Genomic DNA, 17,270 nt, shown 5'->3' with positions numbered 1-17,270 from the left:
CCCGTTTTGTACAAAGCCTTTTCCCCCTTCAGACATGGCCTTGCTGCGCTGTTAGGAAAAACGGCTGCGCTTGTCAGCCTCCAGCTTGGGGAAAGCTCGAACCCCTAGCGCGAAGCCGCCGCTCGATCAGCCACAACGCGCCGCTTGCCAGCAACCAGCCGAGGAAGAACGGCCATGCCGCACCGCGCTGCTCGGGACGGTCGCTCGCTGCGGGACGCGTCTGCGCCATCGCCCAGCGCAAGGTTTCCGCGCCGGTTTCGCGCGCCGCGATGCCGGCCAGCGCCGCGCGCGGCAACACGAGCAATGCAAAACTCTGCGCCGGCGCCTGCCCGCGCGCAGGGGTGGTGATGACATGCACCCCCGGCTCGGCAGGCCATAGCGCCGCGCAGCCCCTTGCGCCCGCCGCCGGATCAACCACCAGATCATGGCGCGTCCCGTTCGGTGCCGACACCTGCGCCGGGCTGGACAGGCCGCATACCGCCATACGCTCGCCCGTGCGCGGTAGCGGCGGCACTTCGGGACGGAAGCCGCCTTCGGGCCGGGCCACCGCGCTCAACGCCTGGCTCCACCACTGGGCATAGCGATCCCCCTCGCCCCCGAGCACCAGCGCGTAGGAATTGGGGACGGTCCACAGCATCACCCGCCCCTGCCCGCGCTGCTGCCAGCCCGCGATCAGCGCTCCGTCGGCATCAGACACCGCGGCCACCAGATCAACGCCGCCGCGCACATCCCAGCGGCCGAGATCGGGGACAGGATCGTCAAAGGTGTTGAGGCCCTCGGGCTGATCGGCGCTGCCCGGACCGCGCCGCAGGGCCAACGTCTCGGCATCGGGCGCGAGCGGGGGCAGCGCGACCGGTTCGATGGCGCTCCCGCCCTCCACCGCGAGCCCAAGCCCGCGCCACGACTGGCGCGTCGCACCGCTCGCGGGAGCTGCCATGCGGATCACCACGCCGAGCCCGCCCGCTAACGCCTCGGCCAGCACTGCCCGTCCGCCGCCGCCAAGGCTGGCGAGCGCCGCATCATCGATGATCACCACATCGAGCTCGCGCAAGGCCGCCGTATCGAGCCGCACACCCTCGCCCAGCGACACGCCGCCGCCCGCATCGAGCCGGCTGGACAGGTCGATCCCCGCATCCTCGGCCCAGCGGCGCAGATATTTGGCTTCGGGCGAAGGCGCGCCGATCAATGCCACGCGCACCGGCGGCTGCTCCAGCGTGCGCAGCGGCACGGGCGTATCGGAAACAATCGCCTTGTCAGCCCCGCGCAGTCGCAGGGTAAAGCGGGCGAGACCCGGCGCCCGGGCGACCGCGCCAAGCGTGAAGCTGCCCTCCTCCCCGATCACCCGCACATCAACGCGGCGTCCGGCTGGATCGAGCAGTTCTGCCATCCCTCCCGCCAGACCCGCCGCTTCGCCGCCCAGCGCAAACACCGCGCCCGCAGGCGTGTCCGCCGGAGGATCGAGGCGCACCAGCCCGCGCAGGTCTGGCAGCGGGCGGAACTGGACCGGCACGCCCGCCGCCGTGTCGCGATCGCGCGGCGGCAAGCCGCGGCCAAGGATGCGGATCGTTTGCACCTGCCCGTGGCGGCGCAGCGCCGTGGCGAGATCGGGGACGCGCTCGGCCCCGGCAATCGCGGGCGCTTCGGGCAGCGCGACGAGCCGCTCTCCCGCCCCTGCGCGCGTATCGGCAGGCGTTTCGGCGGTCGCGACCAGCAGCGTCTCACCGCCAACCGGAAGCATGGGCGGGAACAATGTCAGCCACAAAAGCAGCCCGCTCGCCAGCGAAAGCCCGGCCGCAAGCCAGCCCTGCCAGCCGCGCCGCAACAGCGCAAAACGCACCGCAGCCGACACAGCCGCGACCGCGATCAGCGCGCTGGCGAGCATCTCCGGCCCCGGCATCAGCGCAGACCTCTGGTGTAGCGGCGGCCGATGTCTCCGCCATCATGGCGGCGGCGCACCTGCGTGGGCGGGCGCGTAAGCACGCTCCACAAATGTCCGCGCAGAGCCTCGCGCAGGGCCTGCGAGCCGGGCTTACTGCGCAGCGCGTCGATCGCGGCCAGCACGGCGAGCGGATCACTGAGGCGCGTGGAATTGCTGCGCACCCAGCTCTCAAGCCCGGCAAGATCGATCGCCCCCGGCTGCGCCAGCGCGCGCCATGCCGTCGCCGGAACCGCGTCGGCAATCGCGAAAGGCACCAGCTGCGCGCCCTTGCCGACGATCCCTTCGCGCTTGCCGGTCAGCCGCCGCGCGAGGTCGATCGGCGGCTGCTGCGATCCGATCCGCGGCAGATAGATGCGGGTCGCCTGCTGCACCTTCTTGATGTTCTCGAGCGCGATGTTCTCGAACGGCAGCGCCGCCTCGGGACGGCCCGAGCGCAGGTTCAATTCCGCCTCCCACATTGCGTCCAATGCCGCCTTCAGGAGCGCGCGCGTGCCGGGATCGAGCAAGGTCGCCGCTTCGCTCTCGTCGTGGGTGTGGCCATATTCGGCGGTGACATCGCCGAGCGAACCGAACACGGGGCTTTCGGGCGCCGAGCCGTGATCATGGCCATCGCCATCGTAATGCTCCGGCTCGGGCGGGGTATCCTTGTCGGAGGTCGGCAGCGGCGGCTTGGGGGTCTCCTCGGCCTCCATCCCCACGAACTGGCCATAGCGCAGGCGAAGCAGGCGCTGATCGACCCCGATGGTGTCCGAGCGCAGCATGAATTCATCGGCACTGAGGTTGCGGCGCTGCTTGATCAGGGCCTCGGTGTCGATGATCACCTGCCGCTGGCTGCGGAAATAGGCGGGCATCTGCTGCTTGGCCATCAGATCAAGACCCTCGGCCTCGACCGCGCGCTTGGCGGGATAGCGCAGGATCACACCCGGACCGCGCACCACCTGCGGCTCCGGCGCGCGGGTGTCGGCAATGGTCAGCTGCGCCACCAGATCGCTGCCGGGCTGGAGACCATAGGGGCCGAGCGGAAGATCGATCACGAAGCACCGGCGACGCGGATCGCCCCCGCCCACGGCTGTGCCGCGCACCGTCTGGCTCCGCTCAGAAAAGCGAACATTCTCGCCCTCGCCGATGGCAGTCGTGAGAGTCAGACGGGCAAGCGGATCGACGGCATAGTCATCGCTCGCCTCGAAGACGATGCGCCAGCTCCTCTGCCCGGGGCGCATCTCGACAAGGCCCGAGGCAGGCTCGATGGCGCGCACCTGCGGTGGCTCGTCGGCGATGGGTTCGAGCCGGTGGGTCGGCTGGGCTGCACGCATGCCTGCGGCGGTGAGGCGGTAGAGCGAAGGCACGTCGAGCCTGAGCCCGCCCGTCCAAGCCTCGCCATCGCGCGCCAGCGCCACGCGCTGCCCACCGACCAGTTGCAACGCGGCCACCGTGGGCTGCGGCGCAAAGCCGAAACGCCATTCGATCCGCGAACCGGCGGGCGCACGGATCTCGAGGCTGTCGGCATCGCGGGCAGGCAGGCCGGTATAGGCAGGCGGGATGATCCGCACGCGCTGGCCGACAAGGCGCGGTTCGCTAGGTAAGCTGGCTGGGTCTGCGGCCACCTCGGCCAGCGGCGGCGGAGCGGAACGCTGGGCCTGCCACAGGAGCACGCCCACGAGGGCCAGCGTGCCGATGATCCAGCTTACGATGATGCGGCCCCGCGACCAGCCTTGGGCAAGGCTCGCCGGATCGATGGCTGCGATGCGTCCGGCCATGCGTTCGGCCTGAATGCGCTGGAAGGGAGCGAGATCGCCCTCGCCAAACACAAGATCCGCGCTGTCCTCAAGCTGCGGCTCGCGGGCATTGAGACGGCGCACCAGCCAGTCGCGGTCAAGCGCCCGGGCGCGGTGCCAGGCCGCAGCGCCCAGCCCTGTCCCGCCCAGCAAGAGCATCCCTGCTCCGCCCGCCCAGCCGCCCAGCACCCAGCCGATAACGGCGAGCACCAGCACGGCCGGGCTGCCCAACAGCAGCACATCGGCCATGGCGCGGCGGCGCGCGGGGGCGAGCCAGTCCTCGAAGCGGATCATCCGGCTCATGCGGCAAACCTGCGGCGGCGCGCGGCAAGCAGGCGTTCGGCCAGAAACACCGCCGCGATCAGCACGCCGAGCCATGAGGAAAGCTCACGCGGGGGGAGTGCAAAGGGCGCGGTGCCGGCCTTGGGGGCATAGTCCTGGGCCTTGACCCGCGCGGGTGGCGGCGCAGGGGGCAAGACCAGATCGCGCAAGGCGGTGGCAAAGCCCGGGGCGAGCAGATCGGGCATGGCCGCCGGTTCCAGCGGCTGGGCAAAGCGCATGATCCGCCCGGCCCCCAAGGGCCCGCCTTCGACCAGCACCACCCCGCCCTCGCCCTGCCAAAGGGGCGCGCTCGCTGCCGGCATGGCCACCTCGGCGCTATGGCCGAGCAGGGCCGTGCCGCCATCTTCCACCCAGCGCGTCACCGCTGGCGGGAGCGGACCCGGGGTGAGCCAGACAAGCACGGTGTCGGGCGGCGGCAGGCTGTCATCGCTCTTCGCCTCGAACCGCAGCGCGCCTCCCCATGCCTCGGCGGCGGCGCGCAGAAAGCGCAATTGCCCAGCCTGCGCAGCCGCATGGCGCACAGCCATCGCGGGGTTAGCCACGGGTTCGGCCCTGGTCTCGGCAGCAGGTGCGTCAATCACGCGCCATTCCGCCTTGCGGGTGAGCCGCAAGGGCGCGGCATCGGCCCCATCGAACACCGCAGGGACAAGGATCATCAGCCCCGCGCCCTCGGGCAATTCGGCATCGAATTGGCGGATCAGGCTCGCTATCGCCTGCGACCGCTTGGGCGACGCGTTTTCGACGGGCGGGAAACCCGGCGCGATCCAGCGGATATCGGCATCGGCCCCGGCCGCCTTGCGCGCTGCGGCAGGATCAAGGCCGGGCGCGGCGAGCACCCGGGCGCCGTCATCCTCCCATCCCAGCACCGCCGGCCGCGCCAGCAGAAGTGCGAGCAGCGCGACCAGCAGCAGGCGCAGGGCGAGCAGCAGCCACTCGTCGAACTGCAAGCGCTGGCGCGGCCGGGGGCGCGGATCGAGCCAGCGCAGCGCCGCGAAATCGAGCGGTATCTCCTCGGTGCGGCGACGCAGGTGGATGAGCAGCGGGCCGATCAGCGCAGCCAGCGCCACAAGGCCGAGCGGGGCGAGCAACAACGGGGTCACGGCGCGTCAGCTCCGCGCCCGAAGAACACCTGCAAGGGCCGGTCGATCCGCTCGTCCAGCACATAGGCACAGTGGCGGATTCCCGCAGCATCGAGCCGCTCGCCCAGCGCCGCGCGGGCGGCTGCGAAGCGGGTGAGGAAGCTTGCACGCAGCGCTGCACCATCGCCGATCAGCGCCTCGCCGCTTTCCTGATCGCGGAAACGGTAGCCGCCATCGAAGGGGAAATCGCGCTCCTCTGTCGTCAGCATCTGCACGCAGAGCACCTCGCGCCCGGCCTTGGCCAGCCGCTCGATCAGCGCGATGCCGCGTTCGTCGAAACAGTCGCTGAGAAACAGCACCAGATCATGCGCGCCGATCCGTTCCCACAGCGGAGCCAGAACGGCCGCATCGGGGAAGCTGCCGCCGGGCTGAAGTCTGCCGAAGTCGAGCTGCAGGCGATCGATCTGCGCCCGCCCACCGCGCGGCTCGGCAAGGCCGAGCGCATCCTCGCCCAAACTGACCCAGCCGAACCGGTCACCCTGCATCTGCGCCAGTTCGGCAATGCACAGCGCCAGCAGTTTCGCCGCATCGAGCCGCGTGTGATCGGGCCGCGCCCGGTCAGCCTGCCCCATCGACGCGCTGGCATCGATCAGGATCCACACCGAAACCGGACTTTCCTCCTCCGCCTCGCGCACGAAGAACTTGTCTGAGCGGGCGAACAGCTTCCAGTCGATCCGGCGCGGTTCGTCACCCGGTTCATAGGCACGGTATTGGGCGAACTCGATCCCGGAGCCCTTGTTGCGGCTGGGATGCATGCCGAAGCCGCGCTCCCCCAGATCGCTGCGCGTGCGCAGGCGCAGACGCTTCAGGCGGCTGCGGATCTCTGGCGGGATAGTGAGCGGCTGGCTCGCCACGGATCAGGCCGATGGCGGCGGCAGATGGGCCAGCAGCGCGGCGACCACATCATCGGTGCTCTTGCCCTCGGCCTCGGCGGCGAAGGACAGCAGCAGGCGGTGACGCAGCACCGGGGCGGCAAGCGCGGCTATATCCTCGCGCGTGGCGGCAAAGCGGCCCTTGAGCAGCGCCCGCGCCTTGGCACACAGCACCAGCGCCTGCCCCGCACGCGGGCCTGCGCCCCAGCGCACATAGCTACCCACCTCGGGCGGTGCAGCCGCATCGCCCGGACGGGTCGCGCGCACCAGTGTGGTGATCCAACCGAGCAGATCATCGCTGAGATGGACCTCGCGCACATAGGATTGCAGCGCCAGCACATCCGCCGCCCCCATCACCCGCGGCACCGCCTCGCCCGCGCTGCCGGTGGTGCGGGCGAGAATGTCGCGCTCCTCGTCTGCGGTCGGATAGCCGACGCGCACCAGCAGCAGGAAGCGGTCAAGCTGGGCTTCGGGCAGCGGATAGGTCCCGGCCTGTTCGAGCGGGTTCTGCGTCGCCAGCACGAAGAAGGGCTTGGGCAGCTGGTAGGTCTGTCCAGCGTAGCTGACAGTCTTTTCCTGCATCGCCTCGAGCAGTGCGGCCTGGGTCTTGGGCGGGGTGCGGTTCAATTCGTCGGCGAGCAGGAGATTGGTGAACACCGGCCCCTTCTGGAAGCGGAACGAGCGGTGCCCGGTGCCGTGATCCTCCTCCAGCAGTTCGGTGCCGAGAATGTCGCTGGGCATGAGATCGGGGGTGAACTGCACGCGCCGGAAATCGAGCTCCAGCGCCTCGCCCAGCGTGCGCACCAGCAAAGTCTTGCCCAGCCCCGGCACGCCTTCGAGCAGGCAATGCCCGCCAGCAAGCAGCCCGATCAGCAATTGCTCGACCACATCTTCCTGCCCGACAATCGCTGTGGCGACCGCCTGCTTCAGCTTGCCGAGAAGGGCGAGCCGCTGTTCGATCTGCAGCCCATCCGCCGCCACCTGCTGTGCCACTGTCCTGAACCCTTCAATTGCTGAGTGCGTACATGATGATGTTCACCCCGAAACGGGTGTTGTCCTCCGCGAGGAAGCGCTTGTTGCGCCAGTCGTAGTCCCACTCGCAGCCATAGTCCTTGTTGCTGTAGAGCACGCCCAGACGTCCGTTGATGGTGATACCCTTGAGGTAATCATGGATCAGGTCATCGCCCCAGCCGTTGAGCTCGAAGCTGGTCGCGGGCGGGCCCTTGAACTTGAAGAAGCTCGAATAGAGCGGGTGATCATTGGGCAGCTTCTTCATCGCATCCGCGCCGAAAATGCCCGCCATCTGCGCCTCGAAGGACTTGGCGAAGAGCCCATCGATGTCGTGGTTGCAGTCATCGACGAAAACAAACCCGCCATTCCTCACATAGCGTTCGAAATTGCGGCGTTCGGTGGCGGAAAACTCCACCGCCTTGTGCCCGGCGAGATAGCAGAACGAGGCGCCCAGCATCTGCGGATCGCCGAGCGCCACCACGTGCTCCTTGGGATCAACCCTGAGGCTGGTGTAGTCGATCAGCGACGTGATGAGATTGGCGGGCATGCGCTGGTCCACATCCCAGTCGCCCGAATTGTATTTGAGCCGGGTGAACCAGAAATCATAACCACCCGTCGCCGCCCCGCCCGGACGCTGCGCAGCAGCCGCGCTTGCCACAGCGCCGGCGATGCCGGAGGCGGCCAGCCGGAGAAAGCCGGCGCGGGTCATGGCTGTTCTGCTCACGGTTCCCGCGCCTGCTTTCCGGTTAGCGTCAGACGGCGTCCGACAGCGAGGTGAAGGTGAAGTCCCGCAGCTTCATCGCCGGAACCATCATGCTGCCATCCTCAACCCGCACCGAACGGCCGAGTTCCTCGATGTTGTTGAGCATGATCACCGGGCTTTCGTTGAAGCGGAAGTTCTTGATCGGATACTTCAGCTGCCCGTTCTCGATGTAGAAGGTGCCATCGCGGGTAAGGCCGGTGAGCAGCACGGTCTGAGGATCGACCATGCGGATATACCAGGTGCGGGTGACAAGGATCCCGCGTTCGGTGCCCGCGATCAGTTCCGAAGTCGACTTGGTGCCGCCTTCCATGATCGTGTTGCCCCATCCCGCGGTCTCCGGCCGGCCCTGCTTGTTCGCCCAGAAGCGCGAATACTGAAGGTTCGCGACCTTGCCGCCATCGATGATCTTGGTGCGCTCCCGCGGGAGGCCATCGCCGTCCCACGGCATGGCCGGCACGACCGGGTGCGAGGGATCGGTGTAGATGTTGACCCGCGGATCCATGATCTGCTCGCCGATCTTGTTGCCACCGCCCTGCTTCGACAGGAAGCTGCGCCCTTCATCGGCCGAGCGCGCGTCGAAGAAGTTCATCATGAAACTGATGAGCCCCGAGGCCGCCGCCGGTTCGAGGATGACGGTATACTTGCCCGGTTCGAGCGCCTGGGCATCGACCGAGGCTGCGGCCTTTCGCATCGCGATCTGGACATCGCTGCCCGCATCGAGATCGGCCACGCCCTGAACGTTGCTGGCAACCCAGCCCGATCCGCGACCGTCCTCGGTCCGCACCGTGCAGGTGTAGTCGGCCACGGTCGACTTCTGGTAGCCGAAATTGCCGTTGGAATTGGCGTGAGCGAAGAAGGTGGTGCCATCTTCAAGGAAGCCCGCAGCCACCAGTCCGCGTTCGCGGCAGGGCTTGATCGAAGCCTCGGCGATCTTGGCGCGCGCTTCGGCAGTCAGCGCGGCCGTGGACTCGCTGTAGGTCTCGGTTGCGCTGTAAGTCTGCTTGCCCACGTTGGGCATGTATTCCGGGTTTTCAGGCGCCAGCTTGGCGAGATCCTCGGCCCGGCGCACCACGCGTTCGAGCGAGGCATCGTCGAACTGGTTGATCGTCGCCGTGCCCACGCGCTTGCCGAAAGCGACCTGCACGCCAAGCTCGATGTCATCGACAATGCCCGAGGTGGAGATGTCGTTGCGCGCAAAGCGGACGTTGCCGCGAATGCCGCCGCCCAGCTGTGCACTGATTTCGTCAGCGGTCGAGAAGGCGATCACCTTGTCGAGGATGGCCTTGGCCTGCGCTTCTGTAAGAATGCTCATGTGTTCTTCTCCTGCGCCTGGCTCAGCCCAGCGACCGGGCAGTGTTGATGACGTTGATGCCGTCGAAACGGGTGGTGGACGAGCCGTGGCTCACAGCCGAGACCTGGCTCGGCTGGCCCTTGCCGTCGAAGAACGAGCCGAACATGCGGTAATCGCTCTCGTCGCAGATCGCCGAACACGCGCCCCAGAATTCGGGGGTGCGCATCTGGTAGGCGACATCCTCGATCATGGGGCCAAGCTTGCCGTTCTTGATCTCGTAGAACACTGTCCCGCCGAACTGCGCATTGTAGCGCTGCTGATCGATCGAGAAGGAGCCGCGGCCGGCAATGTAGATGCCGTTCTCGATCCCTGCGATCATGTCGTCCGGGCTCAGCTTGGTCTTGCCGGGCGCGAGGCTGACATTGGCCATGCGCTGGAACTGCACGTTCGACCAGCTATCGGCATAGCAGCAGCCATCCGAGGCGTCCTTGCCGAGGATATGGGCCTGATCGCGGATGGTCTGGTAATCGACCAGAATGCCGTCCTTGATCAGATCCCAGCGCTTGGTCTTCACGCCTTCATCGTCATAGCCGACCGCGCCGAGCGAGCCGACCTGGGTCTTGTCGGCGAACAGGTTCACGATCTCGCTGCCATACTTGAAGCCCGCATCGCGCTTATCGATCGTGGCAAAGCTGGTGCCGGCGTAGTTGGCCTCGTAGCCGAGCACGCGGTCGAGCTCGAGCGGGTGGCCGACGCTTTCGTGGATCGTCAGGCCGAGGTGGTTGGGATCGAGCACCAGATCATACTTGCCCGGCTTCACCGAAGGCGCCTTGAGCTTTGCCTGCGCATCATTGGCCGCAGCGATGGCATCTTCCTTCATGTCGTAGGAATTGCCGTAAGTGGTGAGCCCGTTCGACAGGACGAACTTGTCCTCGGGGCGCCCGTCCATGTATTCATAGCCCAGCCCCATCGGCGCCGAGAGCCCCTCGCGCGAGCGGAACTTGCCGGTGGTCTTGTCGACCGCCGTGACGGTGAAGGGCGCCCAGATGCGGTGCACGTCCTGATCGATATAGGACCCGTCGGTCGAGGCGAAGTACTTCTGCTCGTTGACGAGGAACAGCAGCGAATTGACGAAGCTCGCGCCGGCGCCAAGCGCGGCTTCGTTGACGCCCATCAGCAGGCCGACTTTGTCGGCGATCGGCACGTCCATCGCATTCTTCTTGATCGGCGTACGCCAGCTGACTTCGCCCACCCCCTTGGTCGGGGCGAGCTGAACCGGCTGGGCGAGCGTGCGGGCATTGGCCTTGGCAATCGCGGTCGCCTGGCGGGCAGCGGCGGCGACTGCGTCCTCTGTCAGTTCATTGGTGGCGGCAAAGCCCCACGATCCGTCGGCAATCACGCGCACCCCGGTGCCGGTGCTTTCCGTGTTGACGATGTTCTGGACGTTGCGTTCGCGGGTAATGACGAACTGGCGCAGATAGCGCCCGACGCGCACGTCGCAGTAGCTCGCCCCCGCCGCCGTCGCTGCGGACAGGGCCGCATCGGCCAGCCGCTTCTTCACCGCGATATCGATCGCGTCCTGAAGCTGGCTGGCGGCAATCGCCTTGCCGAAGATGGAGGGCGAAAGCGCGGCTCCGGTAAAGAAGGTGCTGAGCGCCAGAAAATCGCGTCTGTCCACGTGAAACTCCCCAAGCGGCCGGCCAGCCCTTCGGCTGATCCGAAGGCTGCCGGGCAAGTGCTGTGTAGCGGGGAACATGACTGCCGACCGGATGCAGGACAGTCAAACCGCCCGAAGAGCGTTACCCGCAATCCCGGCACGGCCAATGATGTCGTCCCGATTCCGAAGGGCTAGCAACAGGATCGGGAGGCTGGGCCGGGCAGACGACGAAGTGCCCGATGTTATCGACGAACAGGTCATAGCTATGCGCAGGCAGAGGTCCGAGACCTGAAGACATCACGCCAATCGAACGATATGACCGCGACATGGCCCGGCTGCTGCTGTTCAACAAACCCTTCGAGGTGCTCTCGCAATTCACCGACCGGGGATCGCCCACCACACGCGCGACCTTGTCGGATTTCATTGCGGTCAAGGGCGTCTATCCCGCCGGACGGCTCGACCGGGACAGTGAGGGCCTGCTGCTTTTGACCGATGACGGGCGGCTGCAGGCGCGCATTGCCGATCCGCGTTTCAAGCTGCCCAAGACCTATCTTGTGCAGGTCGAAGGCGATCCGCAGGACGCTGAACTGGAGCCTTTGCGGCGGGGCGTCCGGCTGAAGGACGGAGTGACCCTGCCGGCCGAAGTCGTCCGCATCGATGCGCCGGACCTGTGGCCGCGCAATCCGCCGATCCGCATGCGCAAGTCCGTTCCCGATAGCTGGCTGCAAATAACCATCCGGGAAGGCCGCAACCGGCAGGTGCGCCGCATGACAGCGGCGGTGGGCTTGCCCACCTTGCGGCTGGTGCGCTGGTCGATCGGCGAATGGACTGTCGCCGGAATTGCGCCCGGCGCGTTTACGGAAATAACTGCATGAATTATCGTCATTCCTTCCATGCCGGCAACAGCGCCGATGTCGTGAAGCACTGCCTGCTGATCGCGCTGGTGGGGGCCCTGCAAGAAAAGCCTTCCGCGCTGACACTGATCGATACCCATGCCGGCTGTGGACTGTATGACCTTAGCGGCGATGAAGCCCGGCGCACCGGAGAGGCGAACGCGGGCGTGCTGCGCGCCTTTGCCGATGCGAGCCCCTTGCTTGATGACTACCGCGCTGCAGTGCGGGCGGTGAATGACGCTGCGGAGCCGCAGCTCTACCCCGGAAGCCCACACATTCTCGCGCAATTGCTGCGAGAGCAGGATGGCTTGATCCTCAACGAAAAACATCCCGAGGATGCCCGCTTCCTGCGCGGCGCGATGCGCGGCATGCCTGCCGCCATTCACGAGCGCGACGCCTACGAGCTTTGGCTGGCGCTACTGCCGACCCGAAGTCCGCGCGGTGTGGTGTTGGTCGACCCGCCCTACGAGCAGACGGACGAACGCGCCCGGATCACAGCCACCCTCGCCGCTGCTCACCGCAAATGGGCGCATGGGGTTACGGTGATCTGGTATCCGCTGAAAGACCGCTCAGTGCATGAAGACTGGAAGCGGAAGCTCGCCAGGCTCGGCATCCCGAAATTCCTGAGCGTGGAGCATTGGCTCTACGATGCCGATCAGCCCGGCATCTATAACGGAGCGGGCCTCTTCATCATCAACCCGCCTTACGCCTTCACGCAAGCTCTCCCACCAAGGCTTGAAGCCCTGCGCGCCGCGCTGGCGCCCGAGGGGCATCGGGGCGAGATTACAGCCGATTGGGTGAGCAAATAGGGCACAGCTTCGGCAGATCTCGACCCAGAGGCGGTCGTTCACGATCGCCAGGGCGAACGTCCGGTTCTGACAGAAGCCGCCGGTCACCGTGCATTCAACGCCTGATTAACTCCCCGGACAGCGCCCGTCCGGCAAGCCAAGGAACGCGCCGAGCAGGGCGTTGGCAGCCTGCGGGTCCTCGAAAGGGGTCCAGTGGCCCACGCCCGGGAGCATTGCTGTGGTGAGGTTTTCTGCCTTAGCGCGGGCCCGCTTGGCGAGGGTGGGAGCAAAAGTCTTGTCCTCGCTTCCCTCGATCAACAGCACCGGCATGGTTATGGTGCCGGCGCGCCTGGGCCACCCGCCGCGGGGACTTATGGCATCAAAGGGCGGGATATTGGCGCGGTACCAAGCAACACCGGCGTCGATCGCTGCCGGGTCGGACAGCGCGCCGCGGAACAACTCGCCTTCCTCGGCGGTCAATACACCTTCCGAGATTGCGCGGCCATAGGCGGTTTCGAACAGGGTTGACGGTACTTTCAGCCGCTCAATGCTCTCACGGTTGAGCGCCTGTAGGCGCGGGACGTAAACCGAGGCGGCACGCTGCGCCTGGTCGTCAGCCAGCATTTCGAGAAACAGGTCATAAGGCGGCGCGCTGAATACGGCGAGCCGATCGAGCCGCTGCGGTTTCCACAGTGCATAGGACCACGCCAGCGCGCCGCCCCAGTCATGGCCCACCAGCGTGACTTTCTGACCCGGTGCCAGCGCCGCAATCGTGCGGTCAAGCTGCCGCGCGATGCGTGCCACCCGGTAGTCAGCATCGCGCGCCGGACGGCCCGAAAGGCCTGCTCCTGGCGCATCGATGGCGATCATTCTCCGGCACGCGCCGAAGGCCTCCATCTGGTCAAACCATGCATACCAGAAGCTGGGAAAGCCGTGGACGAGTATCACGGGCGGGCCCTCACCCGTAGAGACATAGTGAATGCGGTCATCGCCCTTGCCGATGAAACCTTCGGTATAGGGGCGGCTGCCGACGCGGTTGGCATGAATGACTGCGGGATCTGCGGCAGCCGCCACCGTTGACAGTCCGGCGACCAAGGCAGCAATCAAGCGCCGCGCCAGCTCAATGATCCGCATTGACACCCCCTTTTTATTGCAATATTCGTCAATAACAGAGGGAGAGCTTAATGTCACTAAGGTTTGCAGGGGCTTTGGCTGCAAGTCTCCTGATCGTCGGCTGCGCGCCGTCGGAAAGCGAAACCAATCCCGATGCCGCATCCTCACTCAGCGGGCAGGCCGAGCTCGGCGAAAGCCTTTATCTCACCCATTGCAGCAGCTGTCATGACAATGCCACGGGCGGCGCCCCTGTCCGGGCAGCCATCGAAAAACGCAGTGCGGCCTATATCAAACAGGCTCTCACGACCGGGGTGATGAAGGCGCAGGGCTCTGCGCTCAATCCCTATGAAATCGCGATCCTCGCGGATCATCTGGGGACTGATGCCCCGCCGCAGGTGGTGGCGGGAAAACGCTGCGAGGGTCGCCTCGCGGTGTCTGGCGCGCCGCTCTGGAACCGCTGGGGCAACGGCCTGTCCAACGCGCGTTACCAGCGCCAGACTGCGATCACGCCCGCCAATGTCGGACGACTGGAACTTGCCTGGGCCTTCGGCTTTCCCGAAGCGCAGCGTGCCCGTTCACAACCTGCGGTAACCGAGCAGGCAGTGTTCACCGGCAGCCAATCGGGCCGGGTCTATGCGCTCGACCGGATGACGGGGTGCATCTGGTGGACGTTCGATGCCAAGGCCGAAGTGCGCAATGCGCCCGTCCTCGACGTCGATGCCGCCGCTGGCCCGACGCTGTATTTCGGGGACTTTGACGCGCGTGTTTATGCGGTCGATGCCGAAACCGGCAAGCTGCGCTGGACCACAACGGTGCGCGACCATCCTGACGGCACGATCACGGGCAGCCTCGCACTGCATGGCGGTCGGTTATTCGTGCCGATGTCCTCGACCGAAGTTCTCAGCGCCTTCAATGAGGATTACGAGTGCTGCACGTTCCGCGGCGGTGTGACGGCGCTCGATGCGTCGGATGGCAGCCGGGTGTGGCGTTGGTATTCGGTCGACAAGCCCGTCAGGCACAAGGGCGGCGAGACCGCGCCGAGCGGCGCGCCGGTTTGGGGCACCCCCACAGTCGATCCGGCGCGCGGGCTGTTGTATGTCGGCACGGGCGAAAACTACTCCTCCCCCGCCAATGACCAAAGCGATGCGATCATCGCGATCGAACTTGCCACCGGCCGGCGCAAGTGGGTGATGCAGGCCACCGCCGGAGACGCGTGGAATGCGGCTTGCGGTACAAAGCAAAGCGCCAATTGCCCGGCCCAGGATGGACCCGACTTCGATTTCGGCGCGCCCCCGATGCTGGTGAAAGCGGGCGCTCGCGATATCCTGCTCGCCGGACAGAAATCCGGTGAGATCTTCGCGATTGATCCGGACCGGGGAAGCGTGTTGTGGCGCCAGCGGGTCGGGCGCGGCGGGTTCAACGGCGGCATCCACTGGGGCATGGCAAGCGATGGCGCAACGCTGTTCGTGCCGATTGCCGACACGCCCGGCAGCCGTTTCGCCAAGGGCGACCCGCGCCCCGGCATCCATGCATTCGACGTCGCAACGGGCCGCCCGCTGTGGTCGCGGATCGAAAAGCTTCGCTGTCCGGAATTCTCCTTTGCCTGCATCACCGCACTATCCGCTCCGGTCACACTGATCCCCGGGGTGGTGTTCGGTGGAGGGCATGACGGGCGGTTGGTCGCCTTCGCCGCCAAGGATGGCGCAGTGCTGTGGAAGACAGACACCAACCGCGCCTTTGCGACAATCAACGGGGTTGAGGCCAAGGGCGGCACGATCGACGGCCAAGGCCCGGTGGTGGCAGGGGACATGGTGATCGTGAACTCGGGATACGACAAGTTCGGCGAGATCGCGGGCAATGTGCTGCTCGTCTATCGCCTCAAGGGAGCCAAGTGATGATGCGACCTGTTTTGACCGCACTGGCCTGCGGATTGCTTGCAAGCTGCGCAGCGACCAGAGACACGGCTGCGCCGGCTGCTGCGGCAGCCGCACCTGTCCCGGTTATTGCAGGGCCGATCAAGGGCGTTCATCACATCAGCATCACTGTCAGCGACATCGACGACACGCTCGCCTTCTACAGCCGGTCTGTGCCTTACGAACTGGTCGAGCGGCGGATGGTCGATGCTGATGTTTTTCCAGCAGACGTCTTGAACAAGCGCCAAGGCAAGATCGAGATTGCGCTGGTGCGCACGCCCACCGTCTTCCTGCAGCTGATCGATATCGATCCTGCTGCCAAGGCCGCGCCCGATCGCCGCCCGGTGATCGGGCCGGGCTATACCCATATCTGCTTCCAGTCGCCTTCGACTGCGCCGAAATACGACGTGTTCAAGGCCAATGGCCTCGCCATGCTGTCGCGCGGAGACGGGCCTGTCGATCTGGGCGGATACGGGGTGACCTATGCCTATGGCTTCGATCCTGACGGCATCATGATCGAGATGGAGCAGCTGACGCCCGAGGTGATTGCTGCGCATGGCGAGCTTGGAACCAAGCGGATGCGCTTTCCTGCCTGGGCAACGCATATCGGCAATGTCACCGGCGACAAGGAGCAGATGGTGGCGTTCTACTCCAAGGTCCTCGGCCATGGCCCCCGCCGCGAGCTGCCGCCGACCCGGCGCCAGACCTTCGACGAGATTGCCGATATCGACGGCATTGTTGCCGCTGCGAGCTGGTTCGACGTCGGCAATTTCGAGCTGGAGTTCTGGCATTACATCGAACCGCGCACGCCGAAGGGCACAGCCGCGCAGATGATCGACGCGATCGGTTACAATGCCATCGTCTTCGAGACCAACGATCTTGCCGCCACGCTCGAGCGGCTGGAGGGCGAGGGCGTGCGCTTTGCCGGCAAGACATTCGAGCTGGGCGGCTGGCGGGTGCGCTATGCCCGCGACCCGGAAGGCAATCTCATCGCTTTCCAGCAGAACATCGGCGCCGGTGCGGCGCGTTCGATTGACGACATGCTGTGGTTGAAGGACCGGGCGCCGCAGTGAGTTGCCATCTGGATTGGTGCCGCCAGTCTGCTAGGCTTGGCCCATGACTATTGTCGCCACCAAGCGCAGGACCCGGCTCGCCCCGGAGGAGCGGCGTTCGCTGATCCTTGATCACGCGGCCGACATGATTGCGCGCGAGGGGATCGCCGAACTCTCGATGGAGGCCATAGGGCGCGCGGCGGGGGTGAGCAAATCGCTGGTCTACAACTACTTCCCCAACCTCCAGATGTTACTGAGCGAGCTGCTCGAACGTGAACTGAAGAGGCTGCGACGGCTCCAGAGCGAGGCGGTCAATGGCGCAGAGACATTCGAGGGCATGGTGCGCGCTACCACCCACGTCTACCTCACCTATATCGAGGAGCGAGGGCTGATCATCGAGCGGCTCCAGCAGGAACCCTCGATCAGCGATTTTCACGATCCGACCGAATATGGCCGGGACACGGCGGTCGAATTTCTCGCCGCTATCATCGAGCGCCATTTCGACCTGCCGCCCGACGTTGCCCGGGCGGCGACCGACATCAGCTTCGGCCTTCCGGCTTCGGCTGGAGCCTACCTGCTGCGCACCGGGATGGACCGGCAGCAGCTTGAGGACATCACCGTTTCCATGATTTTGGGATCGGTGACGTCGCTCAAGACCGATTTTGCCGCGCGCCGCAAACCGCTGTGGGATGGCCGGCCAGCAGGTTAGCCATCGCCGCGGC

General features: G+C 66.2%; 14 protein-coding genes. 5 read left to right on the top strand and 9 right to left on the bottom strand.

From position 1 onward, the window contains the following. Positions 1-73 precede the first annotated feature (73 nt). The 8 genes from RSE14_RS00700 to RSE14_RS00665 are packed head-to-tail and all read right to left on the bottom strand — an operon-like array spanning position 74 to position 10,810. Positions 74-1,897 (bottom strand): carboxypeptidase regulatory-like domain-containing protein, encoded by a 1,824-nt coding sequence (locus RSE14_RS00700; RefSeq protein ID WP_324075237.1) that lies wholly within the window; start codon positions 1,895-1,897, stop codon positions 74-76. Continuing rightward, positions 1,897-4,017, bottom strand: coding sequence for a DUF4175 family protein (locus tag RSE14_RS00695; protein ID WP_324075235.1), 2,121 nt, complete (start codon positions 4,015-4,017; stop codon positions 1,897-1,899). Before RSE14_RS00695 ends, RSE14_RS00700 begins: the two co-directional genes overlap by 1 nt. Then, positions 4,014-5,156, bottom strand: a complete 1,143-nt coding sequence (locus RSE14_RS00690) for an N-terminal double-transmembrane domain-containing protein (RefSeq protein ID WP_324075232.1) — start codon at positions 5,154-5,156, stop codon at positions 4,014-4,016. The genes RSE14_RS00695 and RSE14_RS00690 overlap by 4 nt, the downstream gene beginning before the upstream one ends. Then, positions 5,153-6,049: a DUF58 domain-containing protein gene (locus RSE14_RS00685; RefSeq protein WP_324075230.1), complete on the bottom strand. Its 897-nt coding sequence runs from the start codon at positions 6,047-6,049 to the stop codon at positions 5,153-5,155. Before RSE14_RS00685 ends, RSE14_RS00690 begins: the two co-directional genes overlap by 4 nt. 3 nt (positions 6,050-6,052) lie before the next feature. After that, a complete protein-coding gene (locus tag RSE14_RS00680) occupies positions 6,053-7,060 on the bottom strand; it encodes an AAA family ATPase (RefSeq protein WP_324075229.1) in 1,008 nt (335 codons plus the stop codon). A gap of 13 nt (positions 7,061-7,073) precedes the next feature. Next, the gene (locus RSE14_RS00675; protein ID WP_324075228.1) at positions 7,074-7,802 is read right to left on the bottom strand and encodes a DUF4159 domain-containing protein; all 729 of its coding nucleotides are present in this window, start codon (positions 7,800-7,802) and stop codon (positions 7,074-7,076) included. Positions 7,803-7,830: 28 nt separating this feature from the next. Then, a complete protein-coding gene (locus RSE14_RS00670; RefSeq protein WP_324075226.1) occupies positions 7,831-9,153 on the bottom strand; it encodes a TldD/PmbA family protein in 1,323 nt (440 codons plus the stop codon). Between the two features lie 22 nt (positions 9,154-9,175). Next, positions 9,176-10,810: a TldD/PmbA family protein gene (locus tag RSE14_RS00665; RefSeq protein WP_324075224.1), complete on the bottom strand. Its 1,635-nt coding sequence runs from the start codon at positions 10,808-10,810 to the stop codon at positions 9,176-9,178. A gap of 305 nt (positions 10,811-11,115) precedes the next feature. Between RSE14_RS00665 and RSE14_RS00660 the strand changes: the two genes are divergently transcribed. Both RSE14_RS00660 and RSE14_RS00655 read left to right on the top strand, forming a co-directional pair. Beyond that, complete coding sequence (locus RSE14_RS00660) at positions 11,116-11,664, top strand: pseudouridine synthase (RefSeq protein WP_324075223.1); 549 nt, start codon at positions 11,116-11,118, stop codon at positions 11,662-11,664. Continuing rightward, on the top strand, positions 11,661-12,491 hold the full coding sequence (locus tag RSE14_RS00655) for a 23S rRNA (adenine(2030)-N(6))-methyltransferase RlmJ (RefSeq protein WP_324075221.1): 831 nt from the start codon (positions 11,661-11,663) through the stop codon (positions 12,489-12,491). Before RSE14_RS00660 ends, RSE14_RS00655 begins: the two co-directional genes overlap by 4 nt. A gap of 105 nt (positions 12,492-12,596) precedes the next feature. On the opposite strand, the gene RSE14_RS00650 is transcribed toward RSE14_RS00655, so the two are convergent. Further along, the gene (locus tag RSE14_RS00650; RefSeq protein ID WP_324075220.1) at positions 12,597-13,661 is read right to left on the bottom strand and encodes an alpha/beta fold hydrolase; all 1,065 of its coding nucleotides are present in this window, start codon (positions 13,659-13,661) and stop codon (positions 12,597-12,599) included. Between RSE14_RS00650 and RSE14_RS00645 the strand changes: the two genes are divergently transcribed. From RSE14_RS00645 to RSE14_RS00635, 3 genes are read left to right on the top strand one after another with little or no spacing between them, the layout of a single operon-like run. After that, on the top strand, positions 13,655-15,478 hold the full coding sequence (locus RSE14_RS00645) for a BamB-related PQQ repeat family beta-propellar protein (RefSeq protein WP_324075218.1): 1,824 nt from the start codon (positions 13,655-13,657) through the stop codon (positions 15,476-15,478). The genes RSE14_RS00650 and RSE14_RS00645 overlap by 7 nt on opposite strands. Next, positions 15,478-16,569 carry a VOC family protein gene (locus tag RSE14_RS00640; RefSeq protein WP_324075216.1) on the top strand — a complete coding sequence of 364 codons (1,092 nt, stop codon included), beginning with the start codon at positions 15,478-15,480 and terminating at the stop codon, positions 16,567-16,569. The genes RSE14_RS00645 and RSE14_RS00640 overlap by 1 nt, the downstream gene beginning before the upstream one ends. A 43-nt stretch (positions 16,570-16,612) precedes the next feature. Beyond that, entirely contained in the window at positions 16,613-17,257 is a 645-nt protein-coding gene (locus RSE14_RS00635; RefSeq protein WP_324075215.1) for a TetR/AcrR family transcriptional regulator, read from the top strand. Positions 17,258-17,270: the final 13 nt, after the last annotated feature.

This window comes from Erythrobacter sp., assembly GCF_035194505.1.
Classification (GTDB): Bacteria; Pseudomonadota; Alphaproteobacteria; order Sphingomonadales; family Sphingomonadaceae; genus Erythrobacter.
Note: the sequence above shows the minus strand (reverse complement) of the source record. Positions and strands in the feature narration are given on the sequence as shown.

Excerpts from the sequence above, each read along its gene's own strand:
- RSE14_RS00700 (WP_324075237.1), bottom strand. The coding sequence starts at position 1,897 with ATGCCGGGGCCGGAGATGCTCGCCAGCGCGCTGATCGCGGTCGCGGCT.
- RSE14_RS00695 (WP_324075235.1), bottom strand. The coding sequence starts at position 4,017 with ATGAGCCGGATGATCCGCTTCGAGGACTGGCTCGCCCCCGCGCGCCGC.
- RSE14_RS00670 (WP_324075226.1), bottom strand. The coding sequence starts at position 9,153 with ATGAGCATTCTTACAGAAGCGCAGGCCAAGGCCATCCTCGACAAGGTG.
- RSE14_RS00660 (WP_324075223.1), top strand. The coding sequence starts at position 11,116 with ATGGCCCGGCTGCTGCTGTTCAACAAACCCTTCGAGGTGCTCTCGCAA.
- RSE14_RS00655 (WP_324075221.1), top strand. The coding sequence starts at position 11,661 with ATGAATTATCGTCATTCCTTCCATGCCGGCAACAGCGCCGATGTCGTG.
- RSE14_RS00645 (WP_324075218.1), top strand. The coding sequence starts at position 13,655 with ATGTCACTAAGGTTTGCAGGGGCTTTGGCTGCAAGTCTCCTGATCGTC.
- RSE14_RS00640 (WP_324075216.1), top strand. The coding sequence starts at position 15,478 with ATGATGCGACCTGTTTTGACCGCACTGGCCTGCGGATTGCTTGCAAGC.
- RSE14_RS00635 (WP_324075215.1), top strand. The coding sequence starts at position 16,613 with ATGACTATTGTCGCCACCAAGCGCAGGACCCGGCTCGCCCCGGAGGAG.